This is a genomic window from Shewanella sp. YLB-07 (assembly GCF_009377275.1).
In genome coordinates this window covers 90,171-103,028 of record NZ_VOQB01000008.1, presented here as the reverse complement: position 1 = coordinate 103,028, position 12,858 = coordinate 90,171, and the positions used below count along the sequence as shown (strand labels likewise).

Below are 12,858 nucleotides of genomic sequence, written 5' to 3'. Positions count from 1 at the left end.
CGTAGGCATGTCGTTAGCTGAATTGGATTGCCTATCGTGTGCTGTACCACTATACGACAAATCCCCCCTAAAGCTGCTCTGTCTTTTGCACCAAGCGCGACGTGAATGAGTCAACGTCGCGCTACAAAACCAGATAGCTAGGCGATGCACCAGTTCATCTCCACTCACTCTCACTGGCAGTAGTCGGAGAATTTAGCTCATTCCGTTAACCTGTTTACCCAATGGGGATCACAAATTGTTTTGGAGCATTTTTGAATAGAGACTTATAGCGTGCATCACAGGCTTATTGCTTATATGTTGAGTTGGCAGGTGCTGGGTGAAAGGCTCAGGGAAAAGTCCATTCTTATTGCCACAATACCAGTGACTCTCTGACGGGAGTTATGTTCTCGGCTCAAGACGCTTTGAATCTAAGCAAGCTTAGCTGTTTTTATTGTCGGTGGCCTGTTGCAATGCCGTCAGAGCTCATCACGAGATCAAGGGGGCTATTCACACGGATAGGGCTGTTGGCTCGACTTGGCCGCACAACTAACACTGGCACGTACATCACCGTCGCCTTTACTTATTGTTATGTTGGGTGTGGGGCATCTTGTCTCAAGTGCACATCGAGGCGTGTTTTGCGCTGAGCATTGTAGAGCTTTCGTCTGTCGTTAAAAGCTACATGGGTGAACGCGGCGCTTTGATTGCTGTGGTGCTTGTTACACATGGCAGCATGAGTTTGTTGAGTGAAACCCTGGTTAATGGCTTTTTTGATGCCAGAGTGATTTCTGAAGAAGGACACTTTCTGAAGAAGGACACTAGAAGCCAATCAAACTTAGGAGCACTTAGATCAGGAAGTTTAGCCTCGTGGTGTTGCTAATGATAAATTGAGCATTATGGTCATAGACAGCAGTTGTGCTATTTAAGTATCGAATGGTAAACCACATGTACGTAACGTCATGTCCAGCTAAGGCATTGAGTGGTTAGCCGAGGGTAAAATCCGTAGCCTTATTCGCTAAACGTGTGGACGTGGCGTGGATCAGGTGAGGGCAGGGGAGGGCACTATTGACTGAGTCGTATCGGGATGTGATCCCCATTTTTGTTGATGTTGAGATCTCATTACGTGCAGGGAAATGGCGCGTTTTAGCTAGCGTATTTGGTTTTTGGTGTGGCATGGCAATGGTTACAATGCGATTTCCACTGGAAAGACACTGCGAAATGCCTGTAAAGTCGTTGAATTTCAATAGCTTAGTTGTTTTTCTCGTGGTGAGAAAGTGTCTGGGTAAGCGTAACTAGGCATAATTGCAGCTAATGTGATTAATTGTGCTGGGAGTGAAAAATAACAGTGGCAATGAAAAAACACTCCGTGTATATTAGCTGTCATTAACTGCATAATGATTAAAGGAAAGTCTTATGACCTTACCCCTGAGTGAGTCAGCCACGGATGTCACGAGTTATAATTTGAACAAGCTTTTTCTCAGCTTCAAAAAAATCGTCGATAATGAAAAGGAATATCATGCAGAGGGGGGGGCGCCAAACGGCAAGTACTACCGTACTTACAACCAACGTGAAGCGACCGAAGCCACAGGCATTAATCACAAAGCGATCAACAGTGCCTGTGAGCAGTTAGGGATTGATTACCGTGATGGCAAGAAGTGGTGCATCGATTATCCGGAGATGTTGCAACTGCGCGATGCCTTTGGTGGGATTAAACCGTTCAAACGGCCAGCGGACTCAAAATGCAGCGTGTGGAGTGTGTCGATATTAAAGGGTGGTACGGGTAAAACCACTGTCAGCACCACCTTGGCCGCGGGCCTTGCCGGGCAGTTACATGAACAATACCGCGTGCTATTAGTGGATTTGGATCCACAATCCACAGCCACCAAAATCTATGCCCCGAAATTCACCGATGATGACGTCTCTATTGGCGATCTGATGATGTGGGATGATGATGACGATGAGACGATGACTGTCGCACAAGCATCGAAAGCGGCCATCACCAAAACCAATATTCATTCTTTAGACATTCTGTGCTCTAAAGATGACGATCGTGAATATGAAGTGTATGTAAAAGAGAAAGAAAATGAGGCGACCGTGAAAGGGGAGTCCTATGCCAGTTATAAAGATTTGCAAAAAGTGATCGATGCGGTAGCTGATGACTATGATGTGGTATTGATTGATACTCCGCCTCACTTTTCGGCCAGCAACCTGGCAGCGCATTATGTAGCCAATAACTTATTGATCCCCATCAGGCCCGCTGAGAATGACTGGGATTCCAGTTATAAATATTTGCGATTTTTAAACCGCGTTTACAAATACCTCTCTGCGCTGGGCCATCCCGGCTATGACAATATTAAGATGTTGATCTCTGCACAAAAAAGTAACAGTCGTACGCAAGAACGTATCGCTCAGAAGATCCGTGTTGCCGCCAGCATGAACCATATGCTCAGCAACGTTTTTCCTGATAGTGATGCCGTTCAAGCCTGTGGCGAGCTCAACAGTACGATTTATGATTTGTCAGAATCTGATTTCCCGGGCACTAAGAAAAGTTTACGTAAAGCCCATGATGATGTGTTGCGTGTGGTGCATGAGTTTGAATTAACGATCAGAGATTCTTTTAGGAGCGAATAAACATGGCAAAGAAAAAGAGAACGACGGGCTTTGTTGTGCCAGGGATCAACGAAGAGATGCGCGAGCAGGTAGAGCATGAGATCGCTGAGTCTTCCTTGGTGTTAACCCAGCCATCCCAAACCGTGACGTTTACCTTACAAAGTGGTCAGAAGGTGGCGTTTACCCGTCATCATGTGGATGCCAATGAGGTTGAAGCCAAGACATTTGTCGACTTCGCACTCAATGGTCGGCACCAGGAAGACCTCACACGGACATCATTGCAGCCGATCATCGCCTCGATCACTCAGCAGCAATTTTATCCGGTGATCGCCGTTGAGGAAGACGGACGATTTAATGCCTTAGATGGGTCTCGCCGCCGCATGGCCGCCATTTATGCCGGCGTGGGCTTAGATCTGCTTTACACCAAAGAGGCCATCAGTCGCAGTGATGCTAAAGCCTTAGCGAAATCGCTGCAAACCTCTGCTGAACACAGTGCCAGAGATATGGGGCGTTGGTATGCGATTTTAAGGGAAAACTTGTCTCAGGCAGAGATCGCGCAAGCCGAAGCTCGCTCAGAAAGTCATATTTCGAAATGCCTCAAGGCGTGGAGCGTGCCACAGTCAATGATTGACCTGTTCAGTGATCCTAAAGAGCTGACTCAAGCCAATTACAATAAGCTGGCACAACACCATCAGCTGTTAAATGAGCAGCAGGTCGAGTTGTCTACTGTACTCGAGACATTGAAAATTCAACCCGGGACCAGCAATGATGAGATCATCATCTTTTTGCAAGAAGCCATGCCACAACAGCAAGCTCAAGGCCCTGTATTACCGCCGCCAAGAGATCTGTTTGTTGCCAGTAAAGATAAATTTATTCGGGTTAAATCACCCAGTAAGTCTAAGCGAGTGATTGAGTTGAGTCGTATCGCCCAGACCGATTTGGATAAAATTGAACAATTTATCGGGACACTTATGAATGAGAAAAATGTGTCGCTATAAATTATAAGTTATTGTTATCTAATGTGAAATTGTTATGTTTAGTTGCGATTTCCACTGGAAAGAGAGGCAGTGTTTACGCCAACACTGGCGCAAACGCTTATCCTTAGGAGAGAATATGTCTGTTCAAACGATCATTACCATCGCGCAGGAAATTGCCAGCGGTAAACCTGGAGTGCGATTCCCCGCGATGAGTTTTCAAGATTGGAGTTTGTTCGTGCGCTGCCTCAATGAGGCCAAAGCACTGCAGCAATAACCTGGCTAATCGACCCACTCCGCTTGGCGGGCAATGGCCTCTGGCAACGTCAGCTGCCATCGTTGCATGCCCGCTTTGCTGAATATGTACCGACCTTCAATATCTGAACGAAATGGCACACTCTGGGGCTCTGCGCCATTGACGATTTGGATGATCTGAGTGTCCGCCAGCTTGCCATGCTCAAAACCATCCAGCACATAGCCGCCGATATTACGGCCTTTACCAATTGAAAAACCCCAAAAACCGAAGTGCGGCACCGGCGCGTGAGCTTGCGCCCATTGCAGCGCTGTCTCTGGCGGAATATGCTGGTTCTTGTTGTCACGAATGTTGTGATATAGCCCTATCATGATCGCTTCATAACCTGGCTCATCACCTTGGCCATCGGCCTCAAGAATGATCTGTTGCCATGCGTCGAATGCAGAGGTCTGCTGAAAATCAATGTGGATGTTTCTGATCGAATGACTCTGTAGGCTATGTTTGATGTGAGTCACAATCGCTGTGGAAGTAGGACTGTTATCAAACAGTACCAAAAAACGGGTACTGTCGCCGTGAGGCACTAGAATGGCGGCCAAGAGGATGGAACGATTAAACAGTGGACGCTCAAGCACACCGGTGACATTTTTCATTAAATGGATGCCGTAGGTTCTAGGGTTAGCATTGACCCCAAGCACCACCACGGGCACGGAAAGCTGGCTAAAACGGGGGCTGAGAAGCTCTACTGCATTATCATCAGCCAAGACCACGATGTCAGGCTGCAGTGATTGATATTGGGCCCAAGCACGATCGACTTGAGCGTTAAACTGGTCTTGGGGTAATCGCTTGGTGTCTAAGTAATGGTGGTTGATGGTGTATTGATAGCCCAGAACTGACGCGATACCACGACTGTATTCTTCAACCCAAGCGAACTCTGGATGGTAACTGTTGATCACTAACACTGAAGCCGCCGACACAGGCGATGGCAACAACATCAGCAGTAACAGCGTACATACCCTCATAAACACAGCAGACTCCTGACACAATACCTCTCGGTTATGTATAGCACTGAGGATGGACTAAATGCTTACTATAAACATGAATGTGTAAGCTCGCGATCAACTTTAGTCATTGTATTTATTGGGCTTAGTGTGTTTTTGGCGTTGACAGTCGGGAGGTAATAAGTTGCCCTTGAGAAAGGTCTACAAGGGGTTCTGTCGCAAAGTTGACGACGCAAGCTAAGGAGTTGATGATACTCAAACATTAACTTGGAGCATCTACTGCATGACCCCCAACTTCTCAGGGCGACATTATCCATCAGATATCATCATGCAGGCGCTTCGCTATTACCTGGCTTATAAACTCAGTTACCGTGAAATTGAAGAGATGTTCGCTGAGCGTAATATCCATTTTGATCACTCACCCCTGAACCGTTGGGTTATCAAATATACACCGCAACTCGAAGCCGTATTTAGGAAGAAAAAACGTCGAGTCTCTGGCTCTTGGCGAATGGACGAAACCTACATAAAAGTTAAAGGTCAGTGGGTTTACTATTATCGAGCCGTTGATAAATACGGCGCTATTATTGATTTTTATTTGAGTGAGACCCGTGATGAGCCTGCTGCACGCGCATTTTTTAATAAAGCCATCAACCAGCATGGCTTACCAGAAAAGGTAGTAATTGATAAAAGTGGTGCGAACGCAGCAGCATTAGACACCATCAATATTCGTCTTTGGCTATCTGGACATATGCTGTTCATGATTGAAGTTTTGGCCGTTAAATATTTGAATAATATTGTCGAGCAAAGCCATCGAAAAGTGAAAGGGAAAATGCATCAATGCCTAGGTTGGAAATCTTGGGAAGGGGCAGAGTCAACACTGGCAGCTGTTGAGCTTTGGTCGATGATTAAGCAAGGACAAATGGACACAACTGAAAAGATGACCCCATGGCAACAATTCTATTCTTTAGTGGCCTAGTTGTATCTGAGGGAGTCTGCGCCCTTGATTTATAGCGGCTCGATCTCTATTTGCGACAGAACCAGAAATGCTGGCTTTCTATGATTTTCCAGCCGAACATTGGACGCACATTAGAACGAGTAACCCAATCGAGTCAGCATTCTCTACAGTGCGATTGAGAACACATAAAGTGAAAAGTTGTGGTAGCCGGACAACCACATTAATGATGGTATCGCTTGAAGGGCTTTAAGTTGCTTGCAGACGTTTTGAGTGGTGTGAAATTTAAAAATGGTGAGAAAGTAGAGCAAGATCAAGCAGAGCATCAAAATGATCTCATACACCAGATTTGACTATAGCTCGTGCTAAAGCGCTTCGGTCGTATTTATCACCCTTTTTTTCATGGATTTTATTCTGGGTTGCACCTACGCTTAGCATGGGGAACACTGAAATATTATCGGTAAGTTGAAATTTGTAAATAAGGCCACCTAATACGGTTTGATGATTGGCATCACCGAGTACATCAACAGAATAGCCTAATCCATCAGTAACATGAAAGTAACGTGCTCGAACGTTAGTTCGTTCATCCTTCACATCTTTTTTCTTATCGTAGCCTATGTCTAATTGAAAAATATGACTGCCAGCGCCATACATCATGTTAATCAGTCCGGCGCGGTCTGTACCGCTGAGACCGACAGTGCTAAAACTTGCAGTAGGGTCACCATAATTAACGTGTTCCTCAACTGACTCTGAAGCCATCGCCACATTAGCAGTTAAAAGTGCTGTGATTGATAGTGCGATAATTGATGTTTTCATAGTCATACCTATATTTGTGATTCATGTTAACTGTAATCTATGAGTGCATTATCTCAACACTAACCTCATAGTTTAAGCTAGTTACTATATAGAGATCGAATGGATTAACTATGCTCAACTTAGAACAGCTCAATGCATTTATCGCCGCCGCAGACAAAGGGTGATTTTCAGCTGCAGCACGACATATAGGTAAGAGTCAAAGCTTCGTCAGTATTGGCGTTAACAATCTAGAATTAGATCTAGGCGTGACTCTGTTTGACCGTACGACTAAGTACCCTAAGTTGACAGTGCAAGGGGAAAGGCTCTATCAGCAAGCAAAAATTTTGTTGCGCCAAGCGGAACGTATTAAAACTTACGCTCAAGGTGCTGTGGAAAAAGTTGAAGATCAACTCATCATTGCGTTAGACCCCTTAGTGCCTCTCTATACTATTGACTCCACATTGGAAAAGATGGCACAAAAGTTCCCTTACACTCAGATTAAACTGAGCGGTGAACAATTGTCTGAGGCCATATTAAATGGTGAAGTTCACTTGGGGAGCAATCTTCCTTCAAAAGCGGTACCTGATAATCTTGATTTTATCTCTTTCTATGAACTCGAATGGGTCTGTGTGTGCAGTCCCGACTCCAGTTTTGCCGATATGGCATTCGTTGATAATGAAACCTTAATCGTTGAGCGACAAATCACTTGCAGTAGTATGGTTGAGAATCAAGCACTTGCAGGAATGAATCTTATGTCGCAGCAAATTTGGCAAACTTACGATCAAGATGATCTGATCAGGTTAGTCGAACAGGGGCTTGGTTGGGCTTTTCTTCCAAGAGGGTTATTATCCGAAAAGTTAGCGATGGGAACATTGATTGAATTTTTTCCTGAATTTAATCGAACCAAGATGGTCAACTCTGCGGAAATAACATGGCGCTCTAACCTGCAGCATGGGCCAGTAGCACATTTATTATTGATGAATTAATCAAATAATTGTTATGGCTTAAAACTCTATAGATCAATAAATTGTGCAACAAACCAACGACCAGCAGGTCCTAGCGCGGGACTCCAGACCAATTCTATCGGCCAGCCCGGTTGTTGTTCGCTGTCTTCCATTTTAAGCTCTACTAATGATTTATTTACAAGATACTTTTCAGCTAGATGAGATGGAAACAGAGAGAAACCGAGTCCATTCAGGAGCATTGATTCAATTTGGTAAAATTGAGAACAATGAAGTAGATTCGGACTAAACCGGAGGGATTCAACCAAGTGTTTTTCTGCAAACAGGTTTTCTGAAGTGATCACTTGTCTATGGCCAATAAGATCTTGATATGTGAGTCGACTTTTTAGCTTCGCTAATGGGTGTTCAGGTGATGAAACAAATAACCAATCTAGTTGATCGATGATTTGTGTATCATAACCGTGGCGTTGTTTTAGCTGTGTTGGGGCAATAATGATGTCAGCAGTATGCTCCTCCGCGGTCAGTCCTGCAATATTTTCGACATCAAGTAGATTGATCGTCAACTCAGGAAATGCTTCAGATAACGCTTTTATTTTTTCAACATACCTGGGAAAAAAAGTGTAACCATAGACTGCAATATTAAGTTTATCTTCAATTCCGGCTTGAAACGCTTTGGCGCGCTTCTCCATCGCTTGTAGCCTTGGGATGACTTCTAGTGCTTGCATATACATAGCCTTTCCCGCTGGCGTTAACTTGGGCGACTTACCTGAGACTCGATCGAACAATGTAATATCTAGATCTACCTCCATATTCTGAATCACTTGAGCAACGGCCGAAGGGCTTACCCCAAATTCACGTGCTGCCGCAGAGAACGATCCCTTGTCTGCAACGAGGACTAAATAAGTTAAACGTTCAGGGGTCACCAACATTTTTGACTCTTCATATATCTTGCTATTGATTTCTGATAGTTTAATTAATTTTTTCAATCTTTAACACCCAAGTATAACTGCAACACAGGGGATGTATGCTTGTTCATAACACTGGGACAGACTTCCCCTCCTCCTCGTTTGTGAGCACTCAGACGAATGCCCATATCACAGGAGTTACTGAGCTTTCGGGTGTGTCCCTAGCACAACACGCTTCGCTTCATTGCCATCAAACATGTCAAAGCCATAACGCTCTACGTGCCAGGTATCATAACGATCGAGTTGCCACTCTTTAGCGTCTCGGTCAGTATAGATAGTCCACAATGTTGGAAAAACGTTATTCACATAAGGGTCCACTTGGTCATAACCTGCGAATACGGTTGCACCAACTGCTTTTATTGATGCTTTTGCCTGCGCGTTATCAGTTACATCACGCGCGTACATATCGGCAATGACTGATTTAGCCCGTAAACGGCGGTCATAAGCGCGGATTGTTGAACCAGCCTCGGTTGCTTCGGCATCTAAAATTAAGTGCACGCTAAACTCTGGGTCGTTACTCATATAGGCAGAGCCATCCTCCGTGTATGCTTGCATCTTTCCATCAATAAACTCGACCACCGCGGTATTGCCCTGAGCATCGGTGAATTGATAGTGCACGGGTGGGTAAAGGCACTCACCTTCATGATTAGGAAGATCACAGACCTCGGTTGGAATAACATCGACTTCATCCAGGGCGTTAATGACATCTGCAACGGTTGCAAAATTATCTACCGCCCAACGAGGAACACTGGCGGCGTCAACATTCTTAACATCGGGTCTATCTTCCGCAAACTGAGTCCCTGCATCAGTACTTAAATAAAGAATACGGGCTTCAAGCCCCTCTTCATTCATTGCTTCTGCCACTAACCCTGGTGTGAATGACTCAATCTTCATCGCGGCGTATTTCGCAGGGGTCTTCAATCCATCCGTTTCACTGTAGGTGTGAACCATACCAACACCGGTACCAACAACAACGGCATCATCGTGCCCAAACCAGTCCATGGTACGGACTGTTAGATGTGCGTCGCCATTGTTATAGACTGCGGTAGTACAAGCTTGTGCGATACCGACGGTTGCAGTGGCTACTATGGAGATGGCGACTAGTGTTTTTTTCATGGGTGTAACCTCAATATCTGGATAATGCCATTTTGGCTTGAGTGAATTATCACCGGAATTAATATTGAGGTCGAACTGGCACCTTTAAGTTTTAGTTGTAGGTTAGCCCTCCACAGCTTAGAGATCCCCTCATTTTTTGATCCTTAAATAATGCCGAATATTGATCGATATATATGATGTTTCTCAAGATATCGATTGAAATTATCCATTAATGGTTTCGCCGATTCTTCTCGCATTCCAGGTAACAGTTCATAATATTCACACCCTTGCCGGAATAGTGAATAAGTACGAGCTTTGCTGGTATTGGCCTTCAATATCTTCTCTAAACCCGCATCCTCACCAGCTTGACCTAACAGTGTCAGTTAACCTATCGTTATAGCGCTAAGCAAAAATAATCGTAGGTGAGCGGGTATAGGTTGCACTCATTTCCATACCAAACCGGTAGTCTTTGATATCTCTGAATGTTGTCTCTATCCCCCAGCGTTTACCATATAGCGTGAGGATTTTGCTGCTGGCTAAATCACTACGGCTGGAGGCTATATACCATGCTTCTTTCATGTCTTTCTTTTTACAACAAATAACCCTGGCAACATCTTGTCTGTTACCGGTTATTTGCACATGCTTAAGCGTCCGAGTTCGGCCACTTGGTAATAGCCATTCATTGATAGGAAACAACGCCCCAGAGGCATCCGTGACTTTAATGCTAGATTTAATCCTGATTATGAAATCGAAATCCAATTCATGCTGGATAAAGTCAAATAATGGAGTATTACCAAAGCCTCTATCTGCAACAATCGTGACCCTGACATCTTGTGGGATCAATTCTCTGAGTTTGACCAATAACTCATCTTCGTAATTATTCCGATTACCTTTAAGTCCATGGCGACGATGAGTTTTCCTGAGTAACGGTGTATTCCTGCCGTGTTTTGTTTGCATGCTCAGCACTATGCTGGAATGGTCATCGCTATCAAATTCAGTCCAATCAAGAGACACCACGATTTGTTTGCGAGCACCGACCACATAAGGCACCCAAGAGGCAAATAATGACCAGACATTCAATTTGGGATTGCTGAGTAAACGGTCAACTTTGCGACAGAACCCACAGCGCTTAATTGATTGATATTTAATGACTGTACTACCGCTAGTGTGGTTTTTCTGTGCAACTTGTCAATAGACACTGATTAGGATAAAGGCTGGATTGGTGCCTAGTTTTCCCAGTATGATCCAGTGTCACAGCGTAAACCCTGCTCCATGTCAATTGGTCCCAGCTTGATGTGCGCTTACATCGCTAGGGTGTTGATTAAATTATCCCCAAGGAGTAGCTTAATAAAATAGCAACATCACTCCAGCCATTACAGTACGGAGTGATGTGTATGTCATGTTTACCGAACGGACTTTCTGCCCTGAGCGTGATGCTGAGTACTCAGGTTACCGCGTGCATCTATTCAGTGCCGTGGCCGCTAGGTGTCCCGATACGTCACAAGACGCGGCGGGAGTGTTTAACTCTCTTTATGCCTTACAAGTTATCCCCGTTGCACATTTGCTGTTTGCCCCCTATGAGAGCGACGTTAGCCATTTTGATGGGTCACCAAGACGTGGCTGGTATGCAGGCTTGTTGGAGAACAATGATAAAGGCGCTCACACGTCAGGGTTGCACGCGGCCGTTGATAAGATAAATAACCCTGCTGTTATGCTCAATCCCAGCGGCATTGAATAAACCGGGTTTATAGCCCCACGTAAAACAGGAATGAACCATGATAACTAAACTGGTCCTTGGCCCCATCTTAGGCTTAGAGTCTGATACACGCTATACGGTGACGTTTGTGACAAACAACGCGGTCTCTGACGTCACACTTGATTACCTTGATCAACGCGTGGCCGCGGTCAAAATAGGGGAGATTGCTGCTGGCACAGTGTGGCGAGTCCCCATGGCTATCCCAGACGCTGTAGGGCGCCAAGTGACTTATACCTTGAAGGTAGGACAGAGCCCTGTTAGCGATGTTAGGCAGCAACAACGCTGGCAGTTTTATGTGCCTGCTCAAGATGAAAAACCCAAATTGGCTTACGCCTCATGCAACGGATTTTCAGATTATAAATTACTGCTGTCATCTGCAGATCCCTATCACCTGTGGGATCGCATGGCCCAGCAGCATACTGAGGCGCCGTTCTCTTTATTGTTAATGGGCGGCGATCAGGTCTATGCCGATTCAATATGGTCGACCGTGCCTACCTTAAAAGCGTGGAATGAGGGCAGTCGGAAAAAGAAAATGAGTTACGTGCCAAGTCAGCGGATGCTGGCGCAAATTGACCGATTCTATAGTGATCTTTATGTCGATAGATGGAACAAGTCCCCGATGGCCCCCTTGCTGGCATCGATCCCATCACTGATGATGTGGGATGATCATGACATCATCGATGGCTGGGGCAGCTTTCCTGACGAGATGCAACAATGTGAGGTGTACAAAGCGATTTTTGCAAGCGCGAAGAAACACTTCTCTTTGCTGCAACTTCGTGGTGAGGACAACCGTAGCCGCATTGGTAACACACAGCCTGATTCTGGCCACTTTAGCTGTTACGTCAAGTTCAGACATTTCAATATTCTGCTACTGGATAATCGCAGCGAGCGCTCGATCAGTGAGATCATGAGCGCCGCACATTGGCAGGATGTCATTCACTGTTTGAACACCCAGTGCACTGAAGGGGATTTGCTGCTGTTAAGTGCCGTGCCGGTGGTCTACCGGGACTTTTCATTTGCCGAGAGTGCATTAGATGCCACCCCGTGGGAAGAGGAGCTTACTGATGATCTTAAAGACCATTGGCGCGCGAAAGAACATGAAGGTGAACGATTAAAACTCATTATGCGCCTGCTGAACAATGCCAATCACCGTTTGGGGAAAACGATTATCTTGTCGGGTGATGTGCATCTCGGTGGACTGGGGATCATCCGCGATCAGCGCCAGACTCCCGCCAACAGTATCCATCAGGTCATCTCATCAGGCATCGTTCACCCTGCGCCCACCTATATCCAGTGGTTGGGGATCTTAGCAGTCACTAATGATGATCGTGAATACTTAGATGAAACTCGGGCGGTCACGGCTAACATGATAAAACCGCACGGATCCGATAAATATATCCGCAGTCGCAATTTTGTCACGCTTCTGGAAGGGTCTGATCACAAGTTGTGGATCAATTGGATCAGTGAAGGTAAAGATAAACCTGCCTACCCGTTGCAGTAAACGTCTCTTTGTAGCTCATAC

14 protein-coding genes and 2 pseudogenes are annotated in these 12,858 nt (G+C 45.4%); 11 read left to right on the top strand and 5 right to left on the bottom strand.

Features of this window, described 5'->3' with window-relative positions; all coding sequences use genetic code 11:
* Positions 1-586 precede the first annotated feature (586 nt).
* The 5 genes from FS373_RS17945 (at position 587) to FS373_RS31565 (ending at position 3,837) form a co-directional block, all read left to right on the top strand.
* Complete coding sequence (locus FS373_RS17945; RefSeq protein WP_152830060.1) at positions 587-856, top strand: hypothetical protein; 270 nt, start codon at positions 587-589, stop codon at positions 854-856.
* Positions 857-1,041: 185 nt separating this feature from the next.
* Positions 1,042-1,272, top strand: a complete 231-nt coding sequence (locus FS373_RS17940; protein ID WP_152830059.1) for a hypothetical protein — start codon at positions 1,042-1,044, stop codon at positions 1,270-1,272.
* A gap of 117 nt (positions 1,273-1,389) precedes the next feature.
* Complete coding sequence (locus FS373_RS17935) at positions 1,390-2,607, top strand: ParA family protein (RefSeq protein WP_152830058.1); 1,218 nt, start codon at positions 1,390-1,392, stop codon at positions 2,605-2,607.
* Between the two features lie 2 nt (positions 2,608-2,609).
* Positions 2,610-3,584, top strand: coding sequence for a ParB/RepB/Spo0J family partition protein (locus FS373_RS17930; RefSeq protein ID WP_152830057.1), 975 nt, complete (start codon positions 2,610-2,612; stop codon positions 3,582-3,584).
* Positions 3,585-3,699: 115 nt separating this feature from the next.
* A complete protein-coding gene (locus FS373_RS31565; RefSeq protein ID WP_194165882.1) occupies positions 3,700-3,837 on the top strand; it encodes a hypothetical protein in 138 nt (45 codons plus the stop codon).
* 5 nt (positions 3,838-3,842) lie between these two features.
* Here the strand turns inward: FS373_RS31565 and FS373_RS17925 are convergent, their stop codons facing one another.
* Positions 3,843-4,838 (bottom strand): ABC transporter substrate-binding protein, encoded by a 996-nt coding sequence (locus tag FS373_RS17925; RefSeq protein WP_152830056.1) that lies wholly within the window; start codon positions 4,836-4,838, stop codon positions 3,843-3,845.
* A 256-nt stretch (positions 4,839-5,094) separates the two neighbouring features.
* Here FS373_RS17925 and FS373_RS17920 point away from each other — a divergent pair, with 256 nt between their 5' ends.
* Positions 5,095-5,787: an IS6 family transposase gene (locus FS373_RS17920; RefSeq protein WP_152830055.1), complete on the top strand. Its 693-nt coding sequence runs from the start codon at positions 5,095-5,097 to the stop codon at positions 5,785-5,787.
* A gap of 64 nt (positions 5,788-5,851) precedes the next feature.
* Positions 5,852-6,116 (top strand): annotated as a pseudogene (locus FS373_RS17915) (IS256 family transposase); the annotation flags it as partial.
* Here FS373_RS17915 and FS373_RS17910 read toward each other — a convergent pair.
* A complete protein-coding gene (locus FS373_RS17910) occupies positions 6,100-6,579 on the bottom strand; it encodes a hypothetical protein (RefSeq protein WP_152830054.1) in 480 nt (159 codons plus the stop codon). The pseudogene FS373_RS17915 and the gene FS373_RS17910 sit on opposite strands and share 17 nt — an antisense overlap.
* Positions 6,580-6,755: 176 nt before the next feature.
* Here FS373_RS17910 and FS373_RS32090 point away from each other — a divergent pair.
* Positions 6,756-6,866, top strand: a pseudogene (locus tag FS373_RS32090) (helix-turn-helix domain-containing protein); the annotation flags it as partial.
* Positions 6,867-7,544 (top strand): LysR family transcriptional regulator, encoded by a 678-nt coding sequence (locus FS373_RS17905; protein ID WP_322619530.1) that lies wholly within the window; start codon positions 6,867-6,869, stop codon positions 7,542-7,544.
* 26 nt (positions 7,545-7,570) lie between these two features.
* Here the strand turns inward: FS373_RS17905 and FS373_RS17900 are convergent, their stop codons facing one another.
* From FS373_RS17900 to FS373_RS17890, 3 genes are all read right to left on the bottom strand, one after another.
* Positions 7,571-8,506 (bottom strand): LysR family transcriptional regulator, encoded by a 936-nt coding sequence (locus tag FS373_RS17900; protein WP_227992945.1) that lies wholly within the window; start codon positions 8,504-8,506, stop codon positions 7,571-7,573.
* Between the two features lie 117 nt (positions 8,507-8,623).
* On the bottom strand, positions 8,624-9,601 hold the full coding sequence (locus FS373_RS17895; RefSeq protein ID WP_152830053.1) for a linear amide C-N hydrolase: 978 nt from the start codon (positions 9,599-9,601) through the stop codon (positions 8,624-8,626).
* 381 nt (positions 9,602-9,982) lie between these two features.
* The gene (locus tag FS373_RS17890; protein WP_322619529.1) at positions 9,983-10,714 is read right to left on the bottom strand and encodes an IS4 family transposase; all 732 of its coding nucleotides are present in this window, start codon (positions 10,712-10,714) and stop codon (positions 9,983-9,985) included.
* Between the two features lie 265 nt (positions 10,715-10,979).
* Here FS373_RS17890 and FS373_RS17885 point away from each other — a divergent pair, with 265 nt between their 5' ends.
* Both FS373_RS17885 and FS373_RS17880 read left to right on the top strand, forming a co-directional pair.
* Positions 10,980-11,318 (top strand): hypothetical protein, encoded by a 339-nt coding sequence (locus FS373_RS17885; RefSeq protein WP_152830051.1) that lies wholly within the window; start codon positions 10,980-10,982, stop codon positions 11,316-11,318.
* Positions 11,319-11,355: 37 nt separating this feature from the next.
* Positions 11,356-12,837, top strand: a complete 1,482-nt coding sequence (locus FS373_RS17880) for an alkaline phosphatase D family protein (RefSeq protein ID WP_152830050.1) — start codon at positions 11,356-11,358, stop codon at positions 12,835-12,837.
* Positions 12,838-12,858: the final 21 nt, after the last annotated feature.